General features: G+C 29.1%; 27 protein-coding genes. All 27 read left to right on the top strand.

From position 1 onward, the window contains the following. Positions 1-347 precede the first annotated feature (347 nt). The 27 genes from HBE96_RS01460 to arcA all read left to right on the top strand — a co-directional run bounded on the left by HBE96_RS01460 (position 348) and on the right by arcA (position 23,758). Complete coding sequence (locus HBE96_RS01460; protein ID WP_169295997.1) at positions 348-1,424, top strand: M24 family metallopeptidase; 1,077 nt, start codon at positions 348-350, stop codon at positions 1,422-1,424. 66 nt (positions 1,425-1,490) lie between these two features. Next, complete coding sequence (gene efp / locus HBE96_RS01455; protein WP_169295996.1) at positions 1,491-2,048, top strand: elongation factor P; 558 nt, start codon at positions 1,491-1,493, stop codon at positions 2,046-2,048. Positions 2,049-2,087: 39 nt separating this feature from the next. Continuing rightward, positions 2,088-2,459 carry a CD1247 N-terminal domain-containing protein gene (locus HBE96_RS01450; RefSeq protein WP_169295995.1) on the top strand — a complete coding sequence of 124 codons (372 nt, stop codon included), beginning with the start codon at positions 2,088-2,090 and terminating at the stop codon, positions 2,457-2,459. A 141-nt stretch (positions 2,460-2,600) separates the two neighbouring features. Then, positions 2,601-3,527, top strand: coding sequence for a stage III sporulation protein AA (spoIIIAA, locus tag HBE96_RS01445; protein WP_169295994.1), 927 nt, complete (start codon positions 2,601-2,603; stop codon positions 3,525-3,527). Position 3,528: 1 nt separating this feature from the next. After that, the gene (gene spoIIIAB / locus HBE96_RS01440) at positions 3,529-4,047 is read left to right on the top strand and encodes a stage III sporulation protein SpoIIIAB (RefSeq protein ID WP_169295993.1); all 519 of its coding nucleotides are present in this window, start codon (positions 3,529-3,531) and stop codon (positions 4,045-4,047) included. 40 nt (positions 4,048-4,087) lie between these two features. Beyond that, entirely contained in the window at positions 4,088-4,285 is a 198-nt protein-coding gene (gene spoIIIAC / locus HBE96_RS01435; protein ID WP_169295991.1) for a stage III sporulation protein AC, read from the top strand. An 89-nt stretch (positions 4,286-4,374) separates the two neighbouring features. After that, the gene (spoIIIAD, locus tag HBE96_RS01430) at positions 4,375-4,758 is read left to right on the top strand and encodes a stage III sporulation protein AD (protein ID WP_169295989.1); all 384 of its coding nucleotides are present in this window, start codon (positions 4,375-4,377) and stop codon (positions 4,756-4,758) included. 8 nt (positions 4,759-4,766) lie between these two features. Beyond that, positions 4,767-5,930, top strand: a complete 1,164-nt coding sequence (gene spoIIIAE, locus HBE96_RS01425) for a stage III sporulation protein AE (protein ID WP_169295987.1) — start codon at positions 4,767-4,769, stop codon at positions 5,928-5,930. Between the two features lie 36 nt (positions 5,931-5,966). Beyond that, positions 5,967-6,554 (top strand): stage III sporulation protein AF, encoded by a 588-nt coding sequence (spoIIIAF, locus tag HBE96_RS01420; RefSeq protein WP_169295986.1) that lies wholly within the window; start codon positions 5,967-5,969, stop codon positions 6,552-6,554. 16 nt (positions 6,555-6,570) lie between these two features. Further along, positions 6,571-7,218 carry a stage III sporulation protein AG gene (gene spoIIIAG, locus HBE96_RS01415; protein ID WP_169295985.1) on the top strand — a complete coding sequence of 216 codons (648 nt, stop codon included), beginning with the start codon at positions 6,571-6,573 and terminating at the stop codon, positions 7,216-7,218. A 59-nt stretch (positions 7,219-7,277) separates the two neighbouring features. After that, positions 7,278-7,784 (top strand): SpoIIIAH-like family protein, encoded by a 507-nt coding sequence (locus HBE96_RS01410; RefSeq protein ID WP_169295983.1) that lies wholly within the window; start codon positions 7,278-7,280, stop codon positions 7,782-7,784. 151 nt (positions 7,785-7,935) lie between these two features. Beyond that, complete coding sequence (locus tag HBE96_RS01405) at positions 7,936-8,328, top strand: Asp23/Gls24 family envelope stress response protein (protein WP_169295982.1); 393 nt, start codon at positions 7,936-7,938, stop codon at positions 8,326-8,328. Positions 8,329-8,480: 152 nt separating this feature from the next. Continuing rightward, a complete protein-coding gene (nusB, locus tag HBE96_RS01400) occupies positions 8,481-8,948 on the top strand; it encodes a transcription antitermination factor NusB (protein WP_169295980.1) in 468 nt (155 codons plus the stop codon). Between the two features lie 54 nt (positions 8,949-9,002). Next, entirely contained in the window at positions 9,003-10,202 is a 1,200-nt protein-coding gene (gene xseA / locus HBE96_RS01395; protein ID WP_169295979.1) for an exodeoxyribonuclease VII large subunit, read from the top strand. A 30-nt stretch (positions 10,203-10,232) separates the two neighbouring features. Then, positions 10,233-10,451, top strand: a complete 219-nt coding sequence (locus HBE96_RS01390) for an exodeoxyribonuclease VII small subunit (protein WP_169295978.1) — start codon at positions 10,233-10,235, stop codon at positions 10,449-10,451. Between the two features lie 26 nt (positions 10,452-10,477). Continuing rightward, a complete protein-coding gene (locus HBE96_RS01385; RefSeq protein WP_169295977.1) occupies positions 10,478-11,359 on the top strand; it encodes a polyprenyl synthetase family protein in 882 nt (293 codons plus the stop codon). 754 nt (positions 11,360-12,113) lie between these two features. After that, positions 12,114-12,668 carry a hypothetical protein gene (locus HBE96_RS01375; protein ID WP_169295976.1) on the top strand — a complete coding sequence of 185 codons (555 nt, stop codon included), beginning with the start codon at positions 12,114-12,116 and terminating at the stop codon, positions 12,666-12,668. A gap of 2 nt (positions 12,669-12,670) precedes the next feature. Beyond that, positions 12,671-14,533 carry a 1-deoxy-D-xylulose-5-phosphate synthase gene (dxs, locus tag HBE96_RS01370; protein ID WP_169295975.1) on the top strand — a complete coding sequence of 621 codons (1,863 nt, stop codon included), beginning with the start codon at positions 12,671-12,673 and terminating at the stop codon, positions 14,531-14,533. Between the two features lie 17 nt (positions 14,534-14,550). Beyond that, positions 14,551-15,375, top strand: coding sequence for a TlyA family RNA methyltransferase (locus HBE96_RS01365; RefSeq protein WP_169295974.1), 825 nt, complete (start codon positions 14,551-14,553; stop codon positions 15,373-15,375). After that, the gene (locus HBE96_RS01360) at positions 15,372-16,244 is read left to right on the top strand and encodes an NAD(+)/NADH kinase (RefSeq protein WP_169295973.1); all 873 of its coding nucleotides are present in this window, start codon (positions 15,372-15,374) and stop codon (positions 16,242-16,244) included. Before HBE96_RS01365 ends, HBE96_RS01360 begins: the two co-directional genes overlap by 4 nt. Beyond that, positions 16,222-16,686, top strand: a complete 465-nt coding sequence (locus tag HBE96_RS01355; protein ID WP_169295972.1) for an arginine repressor — start codon at positions 16,222-16,224, stop codon at positions 16,684-16,686. The genes HBE96_RS01360 and HBE96_RS01355 overlap by 23 nt, the downstream gene beginning before the upstream one ends. Positions 16,687-16,908: 222 nt before the next feature. After that, complete coding sequence (locus tag HBE96_RS01350; RefSeq protein ID WP_169295971.1) at positions 16,909-17,358, top strand: arginine repressor; 450 nt, start codon at positions 16,909-16,911, stop codon at positions 17,356-17,358. A 20-nt stretch (positions 17,359-17,378) separates the two neighbouring features. Then, the gene (recN, locus tag HBE96_RS01345) at positions 17,379-19,079 is read left to right on the top strand and encodes a DNA repair protein RecN (RefSeq protein ID WP_169295970.1); all 1,701 of its coding nucleotides are present in this window, start codon (positions 17,379-17,381) and stop codon (positions 19,077-19,079) included. A 191-nt stretch (positions 19,080-19,270) separates the two neighbouring features. Beyond that, entirely contained in the window at positions 19,271-20,479 is a 1,209-nt protein-coding gene (spoIVB, locus tag HBE96_RS01340; RefSeq protein ID WP_169295969.1) for a SpoIVB peptidase, read from the top strand. Positions 20,480-20,669: 190 nt separating this feature from the next. Next, positions 20,670-21,485, top strand: coding sequence for a sporulation transcription factor Spo0A (gene spo0A, locus HBE96_RS01335; RefSeq protein WP_169295968.1), 816 nt, complete (start codon positions 20,670-20,672; stop codon positions 21,483-21,485). A 347-nt stretch (positions 21,486-21,832) separates the two neighbouring features. Beyond that, complete coding sequence (locus HBE96_RS01330; RefSeq protein ID WP_169295967.1) at positions 21,833-22,063, top strand: hypothetical protein; 231 nt, start codon at positions 21,833-21,835, stop codon at positions 22,061-22,063. Between the two features lie 462 nt (positions 22,064-22,525). Next, positions 22,526-23,758 carry an arginine deiminase gene (arcA, locus tag HBE96_RS01325; RefSeq protein ID WP_169296099.1) on the top strand — a complete coding sequence of 411 codons (1,233 nt, stop codon included), beginning with the start codon at positions 22,526-22,528 and terminating at the stop codon, positions 23,756-23,758. Positions 23,759-23,774: the final 16 nt, after the last annotated feature.

The following is a 23,774-nucleotide window of genomic DNA, read 5'->3' as shown; positions in this document are numbered from 1 at the left end:
TTAAGTATAATGTGACACAACTTTTTAGGCGGAGTCCGCATTGAATGCATGGTGTATAAAAATCAACTGTTCATTATAAAGTAGCGATAAATACAAACTTTCACTGCACCCTTGCGCCGTATTATTTTTAAATAGTACCCAAAATGTAAGTACAAAAGAAGCTAATAGTATTTGCAAATAATCACAAGTTTTGATAAAATAACATTGTCCACTAAGGCTCATTGTATTATAAAAAGTTTCAATTTTATATAGAAAAAAACAAATGAATAATTATTAAAAATTTTAGGTAAATTAGTAATATATTATATTTTTTTTTATTTTATTTTAATTTTAAAGGGGAGTTAAATATGTTTAAAAAAAGAATAGGGGAACTTAGAAAATTAATGAATGCAAAAAGCATGGATGCTGTTTTACTTGTAGGAGATTACAACAGAAATTATTTAAGTGGTTTTACTGGAGATGAAAGTTTTTCAGTTATAACTAAGGATAAAACATTTTTTATTACAGATTCAAGATTTACAGAGCAAGCAAAACAGCAAGTTAAAGATTATGAAGTTATAGAATATAACAAAGGCACTTCTTTTCAGGATTTTTTAGGAGAGTTAGTTAAAAATAATAATATTAAAACTCTTGGATTTGAAGAAGATGTACTTTCATTTGCTACTTATAATCTTTACAAATCTAAAGTTCAGTGTGAATTGGTTCCAATGAAAGGAATGGTTGAGCAGATTAGGGTTATAAAGGATGAATCTGAATTGAAGTTAATAAAAAAGGCAGCTGAAATTGCAGATAAGGCTTTTGATCATATGCTTAAGTTTATAAAGGTTGGAATGACAGAGAGAGAAATAGGTCTTGAACTTGAATTTTATATGAAAAAATTAGGTGCTACAGATTTATCATTTCCTTCAATTGTGGCATCCGGTGTTAGATCAAGTTTACCTCATGGTCAAGCTACAGAGAAAGTTGTTAATAAAGGTGAATTTTTAACTCTTGATTATGGCTGTATTTATAGAGAATATTGTTCTGATATGACAAGGACCATAGTTATTGGAGAACCTTCAGAAAAAATGATAAAAGTATATAATACAGTGTTAGAAGCACAAGAAAGAGCTTTAAAGGCTTATAAACCGGGAGTATCTGCTATTGATGTAGATGAAACTGCAAGAGGTTATATAAGAGAAAAAGGTTATGGAGATTATTTTGGACATGGACTTGGTCACGGAGTAGGAAGACAAATTCATGAAGCACCTTCTGTTGGATATAGAAGCACTGAAATATTAAAACCGGGAATGATAGTTACAGATGAGCCAGGAATATATATACCAGGATTTGGCGGCGTAAGAATAGAAGATTTACTTGTAATTACAGAGAATGGATCAGAAACATTATCAAAATCACCAAAACAGCTTATATGTATAGATTAAATGTATATAATTACCTGAAAGGGTTATAATATAAAATGATTAATAAATTTTGGAGGGATACATAAAATGATATCAGCAGGAGATTTAAGAAAAGGAACTACTTTTGAACAAGATGGACAAGTGTATACTGTAATAGACTTCCTTCATGTAAAACCAGGAAAAGGAGCTGCTTTTGTTAGAACAAAACTTAGAAATGTTATAACAGGAGGAGTTACTGATACAACTTTTAACCCAACAGCAAAACTTCAAGAAGCTGTAATAGAAAGAAAAGAAATGCAGTATTTGTATTCTGATGGAGAATTGTATTACTTCATGGATCAGGAAACCTTTGAACAAATTCCTTTAAACTTTGAAAAAGTTGAGGATGCTATTAAGTTTTTAAAAGAAAATATGTTTGCTATAATAAAATTCTATAAGGGAGAAGCTTTTTCAGTAGAAGCTCCAAACTTTGTTGAATTACAAATAACACAAACAGACCCAGGAGTTAAAGGTAACACTGCTACTAACGTATTAAAACCTGCTACTCTTGAAACAGGAGCAGTAGTTCATGTACCTATATTCGTAAATGAAGGCGAAATGATAAGAGTAGATACTAGAACTGGAGAATATATGGAAAGAGTTTAAGGAATACTAATGGCAAAATAAATTTAAGGATGTGGTACAGTGAGCGATATTATATCAAAGGTAGCGTATCTAAGTGGGTTAGTAGATGGATTAGAAATCAATACTGCTACTAAAGAAGGAAAAGTGCTAACTGAAGTAATCAATGTGCTAAAAGTTATGGCTGAAGAAGTGGATGAATTGTCTAGGGCACAAAGAGATATGGAAGATTATATAGATGCTATGGATGAAGATTTATCTAGTTTGCAGGATGATGTATATGATAATGATTATGAATTATGTGAAGATGAAGGTGACAATTTCATTCAACTAAAATGTTCTAACTGCGGTGACGATGTGTATGTTGATAAAGATATAATAAAACAAAAAGAAAAAATAACATGTCCTAATTGCCATAACTTAATGTCAATATAAAATTCTTTCACAATTCAATGAATAAAATGAGAAAAGAAACCATATGAATGTATTAAACATTCATATGGTTTTTTTATTATTTTATATTAATGAGGAATAAATTTAAACAAATGAAAATAGAAATAAGTATAAAGAAAGGAGATGAGAAAAATAGATACGAAAGAAATTTTAAACATTTTACCAGAAGATATAAAAAAGTTTTTAGAAGATGTTTTTTTAAGAAAAGATCTTCAAGAGATACGAATAAGAGCAGACAAGCCCTTAATAGCAGAAATAGGAAAAGAAGAGATGATATATAAATATGTACCAAGTAGGGAAGATTTAAGGGCTATTGTACAAAGGATAAGTAATTATTCTATATATGCCTTTGAAGAAGAAATAAAGAAGGGGTATATAACTATTAGAGGAGGTCACAGAATAGGAATATGTGGAAGGTGCATTATAGAAAAAGATGAGGTAAAGACAATAAAAAATATAGCATCTCTTAACATAAGAATATGCAGGGAAGTTATAGGGTGCTCAGATTCATTAATGGATTTTGTTGTTAAAAATAATAGCGTAATAAACACAATAATAATTTCTCCGCCTAAGTGTGGAAAAACCACTTTAATTAGAGACATGATAAGAAATATTTCTGATGGAATGCAAAAAAAAAGTTTTATAGGTAAAAAGGTTTGTGTAATTGATGAAAGAAGTGAGATAGCAGCTTGTTACAATGGCGTGCCTCAGTTAAGGATAGGAATAAGAACTGATATTTTGGATAGTTGTCCCAAAAGTGAAGGAATAATGATGTCAATTAGAAGTATGTCTCCTGATGTTATTGTATGTGATGAAATTGGAACCTATAAAGACATGGATAGCATATTGTTTGCATTAAATTCAGGGGTAAATCTGATCACTACAATACACGGATTTGGAGTGGAGGATTTATATAATAGGCCAGTTTTTAAAGAAATTGTAGAAAATAAAGTATTTGAAAGAGCAATAGTATTAAGCAGTAATAATGGAGCAGGTACTGTTGAATATGTATATGATTTTAAAAGTAAATCTATAATATGGGAGAGTTAAAATGTTAAAGATTTTAGCATGTACTATGATAATAATCACATCTACAGCTATAGGATTTAATTATGGAGAAGGATTTAAAAAAAGGACAAGACAACTTAATGAGATTGTAAGATGTGTAAATCAACTTCAAAATGATATGATATATACATTTACACCGCTACCAGAGGCTATCTTCAATGTATCGCAGAAAAGCATGGAACCTATGAAAACTATATTTAAGGAAATTTCAAATTTGTTATTTTCTAATGCTGTTGATAGTGCATATGAGGCATTTTACAAGGTTTTAAATAATAAAGAAGAAGTTTTAAATTTAAAAAATGAAGATTTAGATGTATTACTTGATTTAGCTAAAACTCTTGGAGAATGTGACATAGATGGTGAAAAAAGAATGTTTTCATTAACATTAGATGGTTTAAAAAAACAAATTAAGCATTCGGAAATTTCAATGAATAACAATGTGAAGATGTGTAGATATCTTGGATTTTCATTAGGTGCTATGGTGGTTATAATGTTAATTTAGGTTAGATAATATTCTTTGCTTAAAGAGGGAGGTTATTAAAATGCTAGATATAAGCTTAATATTTAAAATTGCAGGGGTAGGCATAGTTGTAATAATCATAGATAAAGTTCTAGAATCAAGTGGTAAGGGTGATTACGCTGTAGTAGCAAATTTAGCAGGTATTTTAATAGTGCTTATGATGGTAATAAATTTAGTTAATAAATTATTTACTACAGTGAGAACAATGTTTCAACTTTAGGATGTTAAAGTCCTAATGGACTTTAACGGGTAATTTTGCAAGTAGGAATGAGCAAAATCACCCAGTGTTCAGACTGAAAGGAGGAAGCTATGGAAATAATAAAAGTAGTTACCTTTGCCTTTATATCTCTTTTTATAGTAATGATTTTTGAAAATAGAAGAAACGATTTAGCCATGTATGTAAGTATGGCTGTAGGCGTGCTGATTTTCCTATTTATGATAACTAAAATTACGTCTATACTTCAGTTTATTCAGGAGTTATCAGCCAAGGCTAATATAGATTTTGTATATTTAATTACTGTATTTAAAATACTGGGAATTGCGTATATTGCTTCTTTTTGTAGTGAAATATGTAAAGATGCAGGTCAAGGCAATATAGGTACAAAGGTTGAATTTGCCGGTAAAATTTTGATTTTAGTGTTAGCAATCCCTATACTTATGGCTGTATTACAGTCAATATTAAAGATTATGTAGGTGTTAGTATGAAAAAAATCATATGTATTTTATTTATAATTTTTACTGTGTGTTTTAATGTACAAGCAGCTGAAAAAGGTGGTTATGCAGAAAATTTAAAAAATCAAAGTCAAAGTGAAGAAGTAGAACAATTATACAATTATATATCTAATATGAAAACTAAATACGAAGTATTAAAAGATGTAGACGTAAAGGAATATATAAAAAACTTCATAAAGACAGGAGATGGAAAAATATCTACTCCAAAGATTGTAAATGCACTCACTAGTTACTTGTTTAGAGAAGTAATAGCTTCATTAAAATTACTTGCTATGCTTATAGCAATAGCGTTGATTTGTTCATTACTTACAAATCTTCAAAAGGCATTTAGTAGTGAAGATTTATCTAATATAGCTTATTTTGCATGCTATTCTCTTCTAATAATAATAATGGCAAAAAGCTTTTATATGGGAGTAGATATTGCAAGAGGAACTATAAAAGAAATGACAGATTTTATGACAGCACTTGTTCCAATATTAATAATGCTAATAGCAAGTGTTGGAGGTTTTGTAGAAGCAGCAGTAATGGATCCAATAATTATAGGTACAATAACAATAAGTGCAAAGTTATTTATGGATATAATAATTCCTATAATATGCATGACATTTGTACTTCAATTTGTTAACAATATGTCTGATGAATATAAAATAGATAAACTTACTAAATTATTAAATCAAATATCATTATGGTCTCAAGGAATTATAATGACCGTTTTTATAGGAATAATTACTATAAGGGGAATTACATCTAAAACTATTGATGAAGTTACAGCTAGAACAGCAAAGTTTGCAGTAGATAACTTTGTACCCATTGTTGGGAAAAGCTTATCTGATGCTATATCAACGGTAGCTGGATATTCTATACTTTTAAAAAATGCATTAAGTAGTTTAGGGTTAATTATAATTATTATAATAATGCTTTTTCCAGTGGTAAAACTTTTAATTATGGCACTTATGTATAAGCTTACAGGGGCTTTGATAGAGCCTATTAGTGACAGCAGGCTTGTAAATTGTATAACTTCAGCAGGAGATTCTTTAATACTTATAGCTTCTTGTCTTATAAGTGTTTCGGTTATGTTTTTTATTATGGTAGCTATTGTTGCATCGGCAGGTAAAGCAATGATAGGAACATAAGACATATTTAAAAACTTTAGAAGAAGGTGATAAAAGTTGCTCGAACAGTTAAAAACATGGATTATAACCATTTGTACAGCAGTGTTTTTTATTACAGCAGTAGAGATGATTTTACCAGACAATAGTTTAAAAAAGTATGCAAAATTTGTGTTGGGATTAATTTTAATTACAGTTTTTATTAACCCAATAGTAAAATTATTTGATAAAAATTTTGATATAACTACGTATACAAATAATGCAGTTCAATGTCTTGATAATCAAAAATTTAATAGTGATTTTGATAAGTACAAGGAAAAAAGTATTAATAGTACTTTGGAAGCTTTTAAATTAAATTTACAACAAAGCTGCGAAAAAAAATTAAAAGAAAAGTATCCCAATAATAATTATAAGGTTAAAGTGGATGCAAGCTATGATAAAGATAATGGAAAAATAGAAATAAAGAATGTTAATGTAGGTATAAAAGAAGGAAATGTAGAAAAGGTTAAAAAAGTTAAGATAGATTCAAATAGTAAGGTTGTTAATAATCAAGACAGCATAAATGATGAAAAAACTGTGAATATTACAACATACTTGAGCAGTGAACTAAGTGTTTCTAAAGATGTAATTAAAGTATATAAACTATAAAATAAGGAGGTAAACTATGAACTTAAAAGATTTAAAAAAACTATTTAAAAAACTATTTAAAAAACATATAGGTGAAGAAAACAATAGTTTTCTTAATGACAAGAAGAATAGAGTTAATTTATTTATAGTTTTTTTAGTAGGGGTATTAATTCTTATAACCATTAGTTTTTTTAAGACTTCAAATACACAAATAAGTGCACAAGGCACAAACGTTAAAAATGAGGATAAAGAACAGCAAAAATCAGAGGATCAAGATGGTGATTCGGAAAAGTATGAAAGTACAGTTCAGGATAAACTTAAAAGTACTTTAGAAAAAATTGAAGGTGTGGGTAAAGTAGATGTCATGGTTAACTTTGAGAGTGGTGAGGAACAAGTTCCAGCAGTCAATGTAAGTGATTCTACAAATAATACAGAGGAAAAGGATACTGAAGGTGGAGTAAGAAATTCAACACAAAAAAATAATGGAAGCACTGTAGTTATTACTAATGATGGTAGTAAATCTAAACCTCTTATAGTTAAAAAGTATAAGCCAAAGGTTTCGGGAGTTTGTGTTGTGGCAGAAGGAGCTGAAAACAAAGTTACTGAACTTCGAATAACAAAAGCTGTAATTAACTTATTTAATATATCTGAAAATAAAGTTAACGTTTATCCTATGAAAAAGTAGTATATATAATTTTTTTTAAGCATATAATTTTTTAGAAAGGTTGATGGGGGGAATTAATGATGAATAAGAAACAAGCTGTAATTATTGTTGCTCTTTTAGCTCTTATTGTATGTGCGGGAGTTCTTGCTACAAAACTTAATAATCCACTGTATGTAAATGGAGGAGATAGTAGTAATGGAAAAAGTACAATAGCACTAAATAAGGATGACAGCAAGGATAATAAAAATCAATTCTTTGAAGAAGCAAAATTAACTCGTGACAATAAAAATGCTCAAACACTACAAACTTTAAAAACTTTTATTGACGATAAAAATGTAAGCAAAGACAAAAAAGATGAGGCTTCTAAAAAATATACAGATTTAGCTATGAGCACTAACTATGAATCTAAAATAGAAACTACTCTTAAGAGTAAAGGATATGAAGATGTAATTTGTTCTATAGAAGGTGGTAAAGCTAGATTAGTAGTAAAAGCTAAAGACAAGCTAACAGATAAAGACACAAGAGATATGAAAAATGTAGTTATGGAAATAGCTCAAATAAAGGAAGTAGAAATTGAAACTAAATAAAATAAAAAAAATTGTAGAGAATATAGAATGAAAATTTCTTAATTCTCTATTTTTTTATTATGTAAAATTTCTGTGTTTGTAAAAGGTAAATCTATTTGATATAATGTAAATAAAGTATTTGATTTATGTGAAAAACCAGGGGGTATTGCCAATGGAAGAAAATATTAAAAATGAAATTGATTTAGGTATTGTAAAAATATCTGATGAAGTAGTAGGAGTAATTGCAGGCTTAGCAGCTACAGAAGCAAAGGGAATAGTAGGAATGAGTGCTAGCCTTGTAGGTGGAATTACTCAAATCTTAAGTGGAAAGAAAAACCTTTCAAAGGGTGTTAAAGTAAGTGTTGGAGAAAGCAGTGCGGCTATTGATTTATATGTAGTAGTAGAATATGGCGTGAGAATTCCTGATGTTGCATTAGAAGTACAGGACAATGTAAAAAAAGCTGTTGAATCTATGACGGGACTTAATGTTTCAGCGGTGAATATACATGTTCAAAATGTTATGATACCAAAGATAGAAGATTCTGTGGAAGATATGGAAGAATAGTATTTTCACCCTCTGAGTTCAGAGGGTGTTTCCATGTCTTAGTAAGTATTTTTTGTAGTATACTTGAACTACATAAATACTTTAAGTATAATTATATCTAAACTGAGAATAATTAATTGTAGAAGAATATTTGGCCAAATTAGGAGGAAAATATGAACAGAAGAAAATCGAGAGAGTTAGTTATGAAACTATTGTTTCAAATGACTATAAATAAGGAAGATTTTAAGGATGTTATAGCAAATTTAAAGGAAAATATAGAGTTAGACAAGGATCAATTGCAAATTGCAGATGCTGATGATAATAATCAATTAGATTCTGAAAGTATTGACTTAAAAGATATAGATATGGAATATGTAATAAGAGTTCTTAAAGGAGTACAACAAAATAAGGAAGCTATAGATAATGAAATAAAAAATCACCTTATAAATTGGAAATTTAGCAGATTATCTAAAATAGATATAGCTATATTAAGGGTATGTACTTATGAATTTTTATATGAAGAGGAAATTCCTAATAATGTATCTATAAATGAAGCTATTGAATTAGCAAAAAGATACTCAGCAGATAAGTCTGCATCTTTTATAAATGGAGTTTTAGGCAGTATGATCAAGAAAAAATAATTATATTTAGACATGGCAATGGTTTTAAGTGTCTAAAATTGCAAAGGTGAAAAAATGTATATTAAAACTTTAACTGTATCTGAATTGAATGGCTATATAAAAAGGTTGGTGGATAGTGATTTTATATTAGGAAATTCACATGTAAAGGGAGAAATATCTAATTTAAAATTTCACAGCAGTGGGCACATATATTTTTCTATAAAGGATGAGTATAGTAAAATAAATTGTGTTATGTTTAGAAGTTCGGCAAGAAACTTAAAGTTGATGCCTGAAAATGGAATGAAGGTTGTAGTTAAAGGAAGAGTTTCTGTTTATGAAAAGGATGGAGCATATCAAATATATTGTGATGACATAGAACCAGCTGGTATGGGAGAACTTTACATAGCCTTTGAAAAAATGAAAAGTAAGCTTGAAAGTCAAGGACTATTTAAAGTTGAACATAAAAAGGATATACCTTCTTATGCTAGGAAAATTGGAGTAATAACTTCACCTACAGGTGCAGCTGTAAGAGATATAATAAATGTTTCAAAAAGAAGAAATAGTACAATAGAACTTTTAATATATCCTGCCTTAGTTCAAGGAATAAATGCTAGTGAAAGTATGATAAAAGCTATAGAATATTTAAATACAATTAATGATATAGATGTTATTATACTAGCAAGAGGCGGTGGTTCTATAGAGGAATTATGGTGCTTTAATGATGAAAATTTAGCATACTCTATTTATAATTCAAAGAAGCCTATAATAACGGGAGTGGGTCATGAAATTGATTATACTATAGCAGACTTTGTTAGTGATAGGAGAGCACCAACCCCTTCGGCAGCTGCTGAATTAGCGGTATTTGATTTACAAGGTTTACAGGATAAAATTATTTCATACAAAAATACGTTAAATAATTTAATGAATTTTGAGCTAGCAGAAAGAAAAAATTATTTAGAATTACTTAAAGGAAAACTAAATGTTAATAGTCCTTATTCATATATAGTAAATGAATATAATAATATTGATAGATTAATGGAATTAATGCACATAAGAATAAAAGCAAAGATAGAAAGAGAAAAAGAAAAATTAATTAAGGCTAATTCTTTACTTACAGCACATAATCCAATGAATATATTAAGTAAAGGCTATGCCATTATCCAAGATAAAGATAAAAATATTATAAATACAATGCAAGACCTTAAAAGCTTAGGTAAAGTTAAAATAACGTTAAAAGATGGAAGCGAAGAATTTAATTTAAATATTAAAAATTGATTATGGAAATTTGAGAGTGAAGGTGATCTTATGCCTAGAAAAAGTGAATCTTATGAAACTATGATGGAGAAGTTAGAAGAAATAGTTAGAGGGATGGATACAGGGGATTTGCCTTTAGAAGAAAGTATGAAAAAATATGAAGAAGGCATAAAGCTTACTAATAAACTTTATAAAATTTTAAATGAAGCGGAAGGAAAAATAAAGCTTTTTACAGAATCAGGAGAAAAGGAATTTAAAGTAGAAAATTAAAGTTTAATAAGAATGGGGAATGTGATATGGATAAAGAAACATCAATAGAACATTTAAAGGATACTGTTGAAAGTTGGCTTGGAAATTATTTCAAAAACAAAGGAAGCTATAACAAAAAAGTTTATGAAGCTATGGATTATAGTTTAAGTGCTGGAGGAAAAAGAATAAGACCTTTATTACTATTGCTTACTTATATGTTGTATAAAGATGATTTTCAGGAAATTTTGCCTATAGCCTCAGCCGTAGAAATGATTCATACATATTCACTAATTCATGATGATTTGCCATGTATGGATAATGATGATTTAAGAAGAGGAAGGCCTACAAATCATAAAGTATTTGGAGAAGCAGTAGCAGTTCTTGCTGGAGATGGACTTTTAAATGAAGGTATGAATCTAATGCTTAAAAGTTGTATAAATAGGGAACCAAATTTTATAAAGGCATGCAATATTATAGCTGAGAGTGCAGGGGCTGAAGGCATGGTAGGTGGTCAAATTGTGGATATATTAAGCGAAAATACCAAGATACCAATCGATCAATTATATTATATGCATAGTAAGAAAACAGGAGCTCTTATAAAATCATCTATAATAGCAGGAGCTGTATTAGGTGGGGCTTCAAAATCAGATATAGAAAATTTAGATTATTATGGAATGAAGTTAGGTCTTGCTTTTCAAATAAAGGATGATATTTTAGATATTGTAGGAGATACTGAAACTTTAGGTAAAAAGGCTAAAAGTGATTTAGATAACAATAAAACTAACTTTATTACAACTTATGGATTGAACAAATGCATTGAAATGTGTAATTCTATTACAGGAGAATGTATAGAAGTATTAGACAATGTTTCTGGAGATACATCTAAATTAAAGGATTTAACATTATTTTTATTAAATAGAGAAAAATAATATTATAATTGCAGCATCGTGGAAAATTTGGATTTAAACATACTTTGAATATAAAAAAAGCTATGATATAATGTCTTATTGTGAAGTATAAAAAGGGTGGTGCAGTATTCTAGTCAGGGAAGTACTTTTTGAGGACGGGGCTAAAAATCCGTCAAAGGGCACATCGATGAAGTTCCTTGTGCTGGCTTATGACGCCCAGTCATGGGCTTGTGCTGGGAGTAAGGAGGATGGGGCGGCCGCAACGGCATGCGCAACTGACCCTACCACCGTGGAGACCATTGTTTGTGTACAAGGTGAGATGCCTAGTGTACGTCAATGGATTAAACCTGTAATGTGGTGTAAAAGCTATGTGCAGTGTAGCCTGCCTTGAGTGGATTTAGGTGGAGGTAAGTTTAAATCTGAGGTTTTGGCCAAAAACTTCAGGCTATTGCTTAAAGAAACCTATTCTGCAAAAGAGGCTAGAAAAGTATCTAGCTCTGCTGAGGAAATCTCCTAGACTGTTTTTTATAAAAGTATATTAGGGATTGCAGTGCGGACTAAGTGGCGATCTAGTTCTATTTATGGTGACAATATAGATAGGATATTAAAGGGAAACCGTCAAAATGGCGACATTTTGATTATCCTATGGGAAATCCTACTGGACCTAAGCCGCAAAGTTTACTTAGTATACTACCACCATTATGTATTTTAGAGTAAATAAAAGTTTTAAATTTTAAAACATAATTATATATGACTTTTTTGGAGGAGTAAGTTTTTGAAAAGTAAATCTAAACCTAATAATAAAAAGAGCAATACAAAATGGATTTTTAAAATTATTTGTTGGTCCATGGTAATTTGCGGAAGTATTTCTCTTTTATCTGATGTGCTACTAAAACAAGTAAATATATTAGTAGCTTTTATTATATTAATTTTTATTATATTAACGGGAATAGCTTTTGATATTATAGGTGTGGCTGTTACTGCAGCTAGTGAAACACCATTTCATGCTATGGCATCTAAAAAGGTTAAAGGAGCGAAAATAGCTGTAAAACTTATAAAAAATGCAGATAAAACTTCTAGTATATGTAATGATGTAGTAGGTGATGTATGTGGAATAGTGAGTGGTTCTATAGGAGTATATATAAGTAGCAAAGTACATTTACTTTTTCCAAACTTAAGTACATATATTATAAATACGCTTATAGGAGTGATTATAGGAGCTTTTACTATAGGGGGAAAATCCCTAGGGAAAAACTTGGCCATTAATAGAAGTAATGAAATATTATTTAAAGTTTCTAAAATAATATATTTTTTAAAAAAGGATAGGTAAAAATGTTAAACATACTAGAAAATTACAAAGGTATACATGAAATAAAGCACATGTCATTAAAACAACAAAAGCAATTAGCAGGGGAAATAAGAGAATTTTTAATAGAAAAGGTTTCAAAAACAGGAGGACATCTTGCTTCTAGTTTAGGTGTAGTAGAGTTAACATTGAGTTTATTTAATGTATTAGATTTAGATAAGGATAAACTCATATGGGATGTAGGTCATCAAGCTTATGTACACAAATTGCTTACAGGGAGAAAAGAAAAATTTGATACTCTCAGACAATTTGGCGGGATGAGTGGCTTCCCTAAAAGTTCAGAAAGCATTTATGACTTCTTTGAAACGGGACATAGCAGTACTTCTTTATCAGCAGCTCTTGGAATGGCAATAGCAAGAGATTTGAAAAAAGAAAAGTATGAAGTAGCAGCTGTAATAGGTGATGGAGCCCTTACAGGTGGTATGGCATTAGAAGCATTAAATGATGCAGGATATAGAAAGACAAAGTTAATAATAGTATTGAATGATAATCAAATGTCTATAGGAAAAAATGTAGGTGGAGTATCAAAATATCTTAATAAAATAAGAATTGATCCTAAGTATAATAAGTTTAAGTTAGAAGTAGAGAACACATTAAAAAGAATACCTAACATAGGCAAAGGAATGGCTAAATATCTTGAAAAAGTAAAAAATGGAATAAAACAAATGGTAGTTCCAGGCATGTTTTTTGAAGATATTGGGATTAAATATCTAGGACTTATTGATGGTCATAATTTAAAAGAACTTACAGAGGTATTATCAAAAGCTAAAAATATTGAAGGACCTGTTATTATTCATGTCATAACAAAAAAAGGAAAAGGATATGAATTTGCAGAAAAAAATCCTGGAAAATTTCATGGAGTAGGACCCTTCGATTGTGGTAGTGGAGAAGTATATTCCAATTCATGTGTTACATATTCAAAAGCTTTTGGTGATGAAATGGTCCAGCTTGGAAAGCATTACAATAACTTAGTAGCTATAACTGCAGCTATGAGAGATGGAACTGGACTTAATGAATTCTCAAAAGTTTTTCCAAATAGATTTTTTGATGTAGGTATTGCGGAGCAGCATGCTGTAACTATGGCAGCAGGAATGGCTAAGTCTGGACTTAAACCTGTTTTTGCCGTATATTCTACATTTCTTCAAAGAGCATATGATCAGATATTACATGATGTTTGTTTGCAAAAGTTACCTGTTATATTGGCTGTTGATAGAGCAGGAATTGTAGGACAGGATGGTGAAACACATCAGGGGGTATTCGATTTATCATTTTTAACTCATATGCCAAATATAGTAGTGGTATCACCAAAATCCACTGCAGAGCTTAAAAATATGCTCAGGTGGTCTGTAGAACAAAAATATCCTATAGCAATAAGATATCCTAGAGGCGGCGATAATATGAAAGTTACCATGGAAGCTCTTAATGACTTTACTTTAGGAAAATGGGAAATACTACATAAAGAAGGAAATATAGCATTAATAGCTCAAGGGAAAATGGTTCAGCATGCTCTTTTAGCAGGCCAGAAATTAAAAGAATTAGGTATTAATGTAACTGTAATAAATGCTTGCTTTATAAAGCCAATAGATGAAGAGCTTATTAAAGTTTTGGTACAGGAAGGATTTAATATTGTAACTATAGAAGATAATGTGGTAAGAGGAGGTCTAGGATCTTATATACTTGAATATATAAACACCCTTAATAAAAACGTGAAAGTTATAAACCTTGGATTTAGAGATGAATTTATACCTCATGGAAAACCAGATTTGTTATATAAATTGTATGGATTAGATGTTGAGGGAATTGTAAAAAGCGTGCTGAAAATAGTATAGAAGTAAAGGAGTTTATTATGGCAGAAGCAAAAGAAAGACTTGATATATTATTAGTAAAAAAGGGAATTTTCTCTTCTAGAGAAAGGGCTAGAGCTAGTATAATGGCTGGAGAAATATTTGTAGATGATAAAAGGGTAGATAAGTGTGGAGAAAAGGTAAAAGAGTCTTCAAATATTGAATTTAAAGGTGAAAAACTTCCTTTTGTGAGTAGAGGAGGATTAAAACTTCAAAAAGCTGTAAAGAATTTTAATATAGAATTAAAAGATAAGACATGTTTAGATATAGGTGCTTCTACTGGAGGTTTTACAGATTGTATGCTTCAAAGTGGGGCTAAAAAGGTTTTTTCTGTGGATGTAGGGTATGGACAGTTTGCTTGGAAACTTAGAATAGATCCAAGAGTTGTATGTATGGAAAGAACTAATGTAAGATATTTAAAACCAGAAGATATAGGTGAATCATCTGATTTTGCTAGTATAGACGTGTCCTTTATATCTTTAAAAAAGGTAATACCAGCAGTTTTAAATCTACTTAATGACGATGGTAAAATAATGGCTCTAATAAAGCCGCAATTTGAAGCAGGAAGAGAAAAGGTTGGAAAAAAGGGAGTAGTAAGAGAAAGATCAACCCATGAAGAGGTTGTTAAGGAAATTGTAGAATTTGTTAAGCAGCAAGATGCAAAAATAATTGCACTAGATTACTCGCCCATTAAGGGACCAGAAGGAAATATAGAATACCTAATTTATTTTACTAAGGAAAAAAGTTATATTGAAACTTATAATGAACAAGATACGATTAATATAGTAAATTCAGCTCATGAAAATCTTAATGGGGAGGCAATATGAAAAACATAGGTATTAATGTAAATACAACAAAAGATGATAAAAGAGAAGTGTTGGATTTTATAATAAAAACTATTTATAATGAATGTAAAGACATTAATGTAAGTGTATATAATGATTGTATAGGATTAAATACGGAAAAAAGTCATGAGCTGGATATGATTATAGTTTTAGGAGGGGATGGAACAATACTAAATACTGCGAGGCAGGTAGCCAAATATAATGTGCCTATTTTTGGAATTAACATAGGACATTTAGGATTTTTGGCTCAAGTTGAAAGTTCAGATATAGAATCTGCTATTAAGAGTATTTTAGAAGGTGAATATACTATTGAAGAGAGATTAATGCTTAAGTGTAGTTATAGACAAGATGGAATGATAAAAACTAGCATTGGCCTTAATGATGTGGTATTATCAAAGGGAGTTATAGCTAGAATAGTAAAGTATAAAATCCATATTGATGGCAGATATTATAATACTTTTGCAGCAGATGGAATAATAATGAGTACACCTACGGGATCTACAGCATATTCATTGTCAGCAGGGGGACCTATAATTTATCCTACATTAAATAATTTTATTTTAACACCAATGTATTCACAAACTCTTGGAACAAGAACTATAGTTTTAGATGGAAAAAGTAATATATCAATAAACTTTTCTAAAAATGATGAAGACATATTTTTATCTATAGATGGTCAAGAATTTATAAAATTAGATAAAACTGAAACAATAGATATTTGTGCTGCAGAAAATAAATGTAAGTTAGTTAAATTAAATAGTAATGATTATTTTGATACTTTAAGAAAAAAGGTTACATTTAGAGCAAAGGAATATTATGGTGAACAATATGAAGATAACGAGACATGCTAAAATATTAGAGATTATAAATTCAAAAGATATTGAAACGCAGGAAGAATTAGCGGAAGAGCTAAGAAAAAGCGGAATGGATGTTACGCAAGCTACTGTTTCAAGGGATATAAAAGAATTAAAGTTAATTAAAGTTTTAGCTGATGATGGTAATTATAAATATGCAACTATAGTTCATACAGAAAGTTTTTTATCTAACAAGCTTATAAAGATTTTTTCAGAAACTGTAGTAAGTGTTGAAAATGTGGACAATTTTATAATAATAAAAACTATAGCAGGTTCTGCTAATGCTGCAGCTGAATCATTAGATTCACTAAATTTTTACGGTATAGCAGGAACTGTTGCAGGCAATAATACTATTTTTGTTTTAGCTAGAGATACTGATAAGGCAAAAATAATAGTAGCAGACATGAAAAAGATGGTTAAAGGTAATGCTCAGACTTAGGATTTGGTGAAGCTTTCTTATGAGAATTACTTTTTCTTGGAGCAAAAGCTTGTTAAATACCATTTAGGTATTTAACTTATTTGAGGCTTAGAAGAACTTGTCAAGGGAGAATATCAGCCATTAGCTTTCACTTAAAGGGGATAGAAGAAAGTGTTATGGATGGTAGACATCGGATAAACATAATAAAATTACATTTTGGTAAAGGAATATGAAGGTGAAGTTATGAAGATAACGAGACATGCTAAAATATTAGAGATTATAAATTCAAGAAATATTGAAACACAAGAAGAGTTAGCTGAAGAACTTAAGAAAAATGGAATGGATGTTACACAAGCTACTGTTTCAAGGGATATAAAAGAATTAAAGTTAATTAAAGTTTTAGCTGATGATGGTAATTATAAGTATGCAACTATAGTTCATACAGAAAGTTGTTTATCAAACAAGCTAATAAATATATTTTCACAAACTGTGATAAGTGTTGAGAATATAGATAAATTCGTCATAGTAAAAACTATGACAGGATCAGCAGCAGCAGCAGCAGAAGCTATTGATACATTAAATTTTGATGGTATAGCAGGCAATATTGCAGGAGATAACACAATTTTTGTATTGGCTAGAGATAAGGAAAAAGCAGAAATTATAGCGCAAAAAATGAAAAAAATGATTTCTTAAAGTAGGAGGCATTGAGAGCTATGCTCCTTCAATTAAATATAAAAAATTTCGCATTAATAGAAAACTTAAGTATATCTTTTGATAATGGATTTAATGTACTTTCAGGTGAAACTGGAGCAGGTAAATCAATACTTATAGATGCAATAAACTATGTATTAGGCAGTAAGTTTAATAAGGATCTAATAAGGACTGGAGAAAATAAGACTTTTGTAGAAGCGATCTTTACTTCAACAAATCCTAAAACATTAGAAATATTAAAACAAAATGATATAGACATAGATATTAATGATTTAGTTATAATAAGTAGAGAAACATTTCAATCAGGAAAAAGTATTACAAAAGTTAATGGTAAATCAATCTTAGTTACTACTTTGAAATTAATAAGCAGTACATTACTAGATATTCATGGACAGCATGAGAATCAAAATTTGCTATTGTGGGAAAATCATATTGAATATGTAGATTCTTATGGAGAAGAAAACTTAAAAGAGCTTTTGTTAAATTATAAACAAAAGTACAATAAGCTTTGTGAAATAGAGAATAAAATTAATGAACTTATAGGCAAGGATGGAGAAAAAGATAAACTTATAGATTTTTTAAAATATCAAATAAATGAAATAAATGATTCTAGCTTAAAAGAAAATGAGGATGTAGAGCTTGAAGAAAAGTTTAAAATACTTTCAAATTCAGAAAAAATAAATAATGTATTAAATAACTCTTATAATTATCTTTATACTGGAAGTGAAGAGACTGGATCCATTTATGATAATCTGGGAATGATTATAAAAGAGCTTTGTTCAGTGCAGCAAAATTTGCCTAAGATAAAAGAAATAAGTGATGTTTTAAAAGATGCTTATTATAATATAGAGGGAAGTATAGAACAAATAAGAAGCATAAAGGATAGTGTTTCCTATGACGAAAGAGAATTGGAATATATAAATAGCAGAATATATCAAATAACTGGATTAAAAAAGAAATATGGCAGTAGTATACAGGAGATTTTAAATTATAGAGACAAAATAAAGCTTCAATATAATGAAATGATAAATAGTAACGAAATAATACAAAAATTAAAAAATGAAAAAAATAACTTAGCAAAAGAGTTAAAAATATATGGAGAAAAACTTCATTTAGAAAGATGTAAAATAGCTCAGGATTTACAATTAAAGATAAAGAACGAATTGAATTTTGTTGGACTTGAGAAGAGTACATTTAAGGTAAATGTAGAGCTTAATGAAAAGTTTCAATCAAATGGTATGGATAGAGTTCAATTTTATATTTCTACAAATCCTGGTGAACCTTTAAAACCTTTAGAAAAAATAGTATCAGGAGGAGAACTTTCTAGAATAATGCTGGCGTTAAAAACTGTATTTGTAGATAAAGATCATATACCTTCTGTAATATTTGATGAAATAGATACTGGAATAAGTGGAAGGATAGCTCAGTGCGTAGCAGAAAAAATGTATGCTATATCTAAAAATCATCAAGTTTTTTGTGTAACACATCTTCCACAGATTGCATGCATATCTGATATACATTATTGGGTATCTAAAGAAGTTAAGGATGAAAAAACATATACTAAAATTAAAAAAATGGATAATGAAGAAAAAGAATATGAAATAGCTAGAATGATAGGTGGTTCTGAAGTTACAAAGCTAACTGTAGAACATGCTAAAGAACTTATAAAAATGGCTAATTTTAGAAAAACGGAAATTAGCTGATCAAAGACTGCAAGTATTTGCAGTCTTTTTTATTTTGTGATTTAAATTCTATACATGTGAATTATAAATTATTAGTGAAAAATTTAGTTCAAAAATAAAAAGCTAACTTTAAATGAAAGTATATAATAGCATAATAAAATATCTTAAAGGGAAACTTAAAATTAGATAAATTAAAGACAGGAGGCAAAAGCATGGATAAAAAAATTAAAAAGATGTTATGCTGTATTTTAATTCCTATCCTGTTATTAATGATAGTTTCTTATTATAAGGCACAAAATATACCGACTACTATATTTATAAGAGAAGGTGAAACTTTAAAAACCGACAGCTTTGTAAAACTGAGAGAGCAAAATAAAATAAAGAATGTTGATATAGAAGATAAGAAAATGAGTGTAAATTTATTAGGAATATTGCCTGTAAAGTTAGTTTCATTAAAATCGGTAAGTAATTCAATAGTTTTGTATCCAGGAGGGCAGCCAATAGGTGTAAAGCTAAATACAAAAGGAGTTTTAGTAGTAGCTTTATCTGATATAAAAACAGGAAGAGACAAGATAACTAGTCCTGCAGCTTTAGCTGGCATACAAATAGGAGATAATATTACAAAAATAAATAACGTTGTTATTAAAGATTCAGAAGATGTTCAAAAACAAATATATAATTCAAACGGTAATGAGTTAAAAATAGTAATAGAAAGAAAAGGTGAGGAACTTGAAAAAACAGTAAAACCTGTTAAAAATCCAGAAGATAATAATTTTAAAATAGGACTGTGGGTAAGAGATTGTACTGCTGGTGTGGGAACACTAACTTTTTATGATGAGAAAACAGGAATGTTTGCAGCATTAGGGCATCCTATTACAGACATAGATACTGGTACTATTTTGAATATAGGTTCAGGAGAAATAGTTCCATCTTCTATTGTGTCAGTTAAAAGAGGATTAAAAGGCAATCCTGGAGAACTAAAAGGGATATTTGTAAATGAAGAAACAATATTAGGCAAAATATATAAAAATACAAGGTGTGGTATTTTTGGTAAAGCCAGTAGTAAACTAATTAACAAGGAAATTAAACCAATGAAAATTGCATTAAGAAACGAAATAAAAGAAGGTCCAGCTAAGATTTTAACAACTATAGATGGAGAAAAACCAAAATTTTATGATATACAGATAGAAAAGTTATTGTCTCAAGATTCTCCAGGGCCTAAAAGTATGGTAATAAAGATAACAGACCCTATTCTTTTAGAAAAAACAGGTGGTATTGTACAGGGAATGAGTGGAAGTCCCATTATCCAGGATAATAAAATAATAGGTGCAGTAACTCATGTGCTTATAAATAAACCTGATACTGGATATGGTATATATATAGAGTGGATGCTTAAAGATGCAAATATTTTATTAAAATAAAAAATAAAAATATCAATAAAATTAAAATAATGGTAAAAAGTGTGATAAAATAATATTAGATAGCATAAATTATGCTATCTTTTAAATTTCAATAAAAACTTTTATTTCTAAGAAGGATTTAAAATAGTTTTGTCGAATTAATTAATTTGTTAAGATATGGGAATTAAATAAAAAAAGGGGAGTAACGAATATGGAAGAATCAAAAATAAGCGTGATTATAGCAGATGATAATAAAGAGTTTTGTAATATTCTCAATGATTATCTTTTAAATCAAAGAGACATTGTGGTAACTGGTATTGCAAAGGATGGATTAGAAGCATTAGCTCTTATAGAAGAAAAGCATCCAGATTTGGTGGTACTAGATATAATTATGCCTCATCTTGATGGCCTTGGAGTGTTAGAAAGACTAAATAGTATGGATATAGATCCTATGCCAAGAATAATTGTTCTTTCAGCAGTAGGGCAAGATAAGATAACACAAAGAGCTATAACATTAGGTGCAGATTATTATGTAGTAAAACCGTTTGATATGGATGTTTTTACTAAGAGAATAAGACAAATGTTCAATAATACAATAAGTAATGGCGATGAACCTAAAAAAACAATTTCTTTAATTGATACTACAGGAATTAAGTTTGCTAAAAGTGAACCAACTAATCTTGAACAGGAAATAACAAACATAATACATGAAATAGGTGTACCAGCACATATTAAAGGATATATGTATTTAAGAGAAGCTATAACTATGGTTGTGAATAATATGGAACTTTTATCTGCAGTAACAAAAGAACTATATCCTTCTATAGCAAAAAAATATAATACTACTGCAAGTAGAGTAGAAAGAGCTATAAGGCATGCTATAGAAGTTGCATGGTCTAGAGGACAAGTAGAAACTATAAATAAGATATTTGGCTATACAATACATAATGATAAAGGTAAGCCAACAAATTCAGAGTTTATTGCTATGGTGGCTGATAAGTTAAGATTAAAAAATAAAGTTAGTTAACAAGCGAAATGAGTTGATAATAAGCTAGTAACAAAGATTAATTAAAACAATAGCTATTGAATTACACTTATGAGTGTTTTTATGTAATAATCAAAGACCTTCAGTATTCATTAAAGAATGGATATTGAAGGTCTTTGATTTTATAAAAATATAGTAACATGAAAATATTTAAAAACATAAGATAAACATAGAGATTTAATTTAAGTAAATTTGTTTATAATGACTATTTGGAAGGCATTCTATAATATATACTTTTGTGATTTTACTGTTACAAATATGTAATAGATATGTAACAAACGTTTTTTATAATATATTATAGTTTAAATAATAAGAAAGGTGAAATTATCATGAATAGCAATATAAATACAAAAAAGAAAATAGAAGAACTAACTGCATATATAGAAAAATTAAAAGAAGAAATAAAAAGATATGAAATGTTGGAAAATAGTGATATGGTCCACAAAAATAAAAGAAACATAAGAAACAGTAAAAACAGCATAAAGAAGAATAAAGTAATGGTTGGGAAATGTACTGTTGGATTATCAGAAGCAGAACTTAGAAAAATATTAAATGATTAAGACTTTCATATTGGAATCAAGAAGCACTTTCTTAATGGGTATAAAAAGTAATAGGAAGGTGCTTTATTTTTGTGAATTATTTGGAAAAAATGTTAATAATTATTGATGCTTTAGAAATAAAATTTAATTTAAAAGTTATTTTTTTGACAAAAATTAATTTTTTTTTTTGTATATTTATAAGAATATGTATCATTAATATTGGATTGATTATGTAAATTAGGGAACATGATTTTTTTCCTTAGCATAATAACATAACATGTTGAATATTTATTCTTTTTTCCGAAAATTATCCTAAAATCAGCCATTGACAACGTTTTTTTTTTTATTTATAATAAGCTCATAAAGATTAATAAACACCTAAGTGGTTACTAATAATTAAATATTAATATTAATTTCAATTATTAATTGTTAAATATTAAATTTACATTTTATATTAAATGAGGAGGGATAGTTTTGGAAACTATTACTAAAAATAACGTTTTAAATGTTACATCAGAAATAGGTAGATTAAAAACAGTTCTACTACATAGACCAGGACAAGAAGTAGAAAATTTAACTCTTGAGCTTCTTGAAAGATTATTATTTGATGATATCCCATATTTAAAAGTTGCACAGGAAGAGCATGATGCTTTTGCTAAAACTTTAAGAGATTGTGGAGTAGAAGTTCTTTATCTTGAAGAACTTGCTGCAGAAGCTGTTGAAGATAAAGCAGTTAAAGCTAAATTCATAAGCCAGTTCATAGATGAAGCTGGAGTTGAAAGTGAAGGATTAAAAGCTGCATTAACAGATTACTTGAATACTTTTTCTAATAAAGAAATGGTGGACAAGATGATGGCAGGAATAAGAAAAGAAGAATTAGATTCTTATACTAGAAATTCACTTTATGATCAGGTAAACGATTTTTATCCTTTCATATGTGATCCAATGCCAAACTTATACTTCACAAGAGATCCATTTGCAACAATTGCTAATGGAATTACTTTAAATCATATGAGAACTGAAACAAGAAATAGAGAAACTATATTTGCAAAATATATATTTGAAAATCATCCAAGATTTAAGGGTGCAAATCTTCCACTATGGTTTAATAGGGATGAAACAACATCAATCGAAGGTGGAGACGAATTAATCTTAAGTGAAAAAGTTTTAGCTATAGGTATTTCACAAAGAACTGATTCAGCTTCAATAGAAAAAGTTTGCAAAAGATTATTCAAAATGAATACAAAATTTGAAACAGTATTAGCTTTCCATATTCCAGCTTCTAGAGCATTCATGCATTTAGATACTGTATTTACAATGGTTGATTATGACAAATTTACTATACATCCTGAAATAGAAGGACCATTAACAGTATATGAAATAACTAAAGATGCAAAATCAGCAAGTGGTTTAAAAGTTGAAAAACAGACTATGGAATTAGAAGCTATATTAGGAAAACATTTAGGAAGAAAAGTTACACTTATAAGATGTGGTGGTGGAGACAAAATCCATGCTGCAAGAGAACAATGGAATGATGGTTCAAATACTTTAGCTATCGCTCCAGGCGAAGTTGTTGTATACTCAAGAAACCATGTAACAAACAAAATCTTAGAAAGCTATGGAATTAAGCTTCACGTTATTCCTTCCTCAGAATTATCAAGAGGAAGAGGAGGCCCAAGATGTATGAGCATGCCTCTTTACAGAGAAAACCTTTAATAAATATGTAATGTAA

The organism is Clostridium muellerianum (assembly GCF_012926525.1).
Classification (GTDB): domain Bacteria; phylum Bacillota; class Clostridia; order Clostridiales; family Clostridiaceae; genus Clostridium_AM; species Clostridium_AM muellerianum.
This window is presented reverse-complemented; position numbering and strand designations above follow the sequence as displayed.

Coding starts and splice junctions, on each gene's coding strand:
- HBE96_RS01460 (WP_169295997.1), top strand. CDS start 348: ATGTTTAAAAAAAGAATAGGGGAACTTAGAAAATTAATGAATGCAAAA.
- efp (WP_169295996.1), top strand. CDS start 1,491: ATGATATCAGCAGGAGATTTAAGAAAAGGAACTACTTTTGAACAAGAT.
- spoIIIAA (WP_169295994.1), top strand. CDS start 2,601: ATGAGAAAAATAGATACGAAAGAAATTTTAAACATTTTACCAGAAGAT.
- spoIIIAB (WP_169295993.1), top strand. CDS start 3,529: ATGTTAAAGATTTTAGCATGTACTATGATAATAATCACATCTACAGCT.
- spoIIIAC (WP_169295991.1), top strand. CDS start 4,088: ATGCTAGATATAAGCTTAATATTTAAAATTGCAGGGGTAGGCATAGTT.
- spoIIIAD (WP_169295989.1), top strand. CDS start 4,375: ATGGAAATAATAAAAGTAGTTACCTTTGCCTTTATATCTCTTTTTATA.
- spoIIIAE (WP_169295987.1), top strand. CDS start 4,767: ATGAAAAAAATCATATGTATTTTATTTATAATTTTTACTGTGTGTTTT.
- spoIIIAG (WP_169295985.1), top strand. CDS start 6,571: ATGAACTTAAAAGATTTAAAAAAACTATTTAAAAAACTATTTAAAAAA.
- HBE96_RS01410 (WP_169295983.1), top strand. CDS start 7,278: ATGAATAAGAAACAAGCTGTAATTATTGTTGCTCTTTTAGCTCTTATT.
- HBE96_RS01405 (WP_169295982.1), top strand. CDS start 7,936: ATGGAAGAAAATATTAAAAATGAAATTGATTTAGGTATTGTAAAAATA.
- nusB (WP_169295980.1), top strand. CDS start 8,481: ATGAACAGAAGAAAATCGAGAGAGTTAGTTATGAAACTATTGTTTCAA.
- xseA (WP_169295979.1), top strand. CDS start 9,003: ATGTATATTAAAACTTTAACTGTATCTGAATTGAATGGCTATATAAAA.
- HBE96_RS01390 (WP_169295978.1), top strand. CDS start 10,233: ATGCCTAGAAAAAGTGAATCTTATGAAACTATGATGGAGAAGTTAGAA.
- HBE96_RS01385 (WP_169295977.1), top strand. CDS start 10,478: ATGGATAAAGAAACATCAATAGAACATTTAAAGGATACTGTTGAAAGT.
- dxs (WP_169295975.1), top strand. CDS start 12,671: ATGTTAAACATACTAGAAAATTACAAAGGTATACATGAAATAAAGCAC.
- HBE96_RS01365 (WP_169295974.1), top strand. CDS start 14,551: ATGGCAGAAGCAAAAGAAAGACTTGATATATTATTAGTAAAAAAGGGA.
- HBE96_RS01360 (WP_169295973.1), top strand. CDS start 15,372: ATGAAAAACATAGGTATTAATGTAAATACAACAAAAGATGATAAAAGA.
- HBE96_RS01355 (WP_169295972.1), top strand. CDS start 16,222: ATGAAGATAACGAGACATGCTAAAATATTAGAGATTATAAATTCAAAA.
- HBE96_RS01350 (WP_169295971.1), top strand. CDS start 16,909: ATGAAGATAACGAGACATGCTAAAATATTAGAGATTATAAATTCAAGA.
- recN (WP_169295970.1), top strand. CDS start 17,379: ATGCTCCTTCAATTAAATATAAAAAATTTCGCATTAATAGAAAACTTA.
- spoIVB (WP_169295969.1), top strand. CDS start 19,271: ATGGATAAAAAAATTAAAAAGATGTTATGCTGTATTTTAATTCCTATC.
- spo0A (WP_169295968.1), top strand. CDS start 20,670: ATGGAAGAATCAAAAATAAGCGTGATTATAGCAGATGATAATAAAGAG.
- HBE96_RS01330 (WP_169295967.1), top strand. CDS start 21,833: ATGAATAGCAATATAAATACAAAAAAGAAAATAGAAGAACTAACTGCA.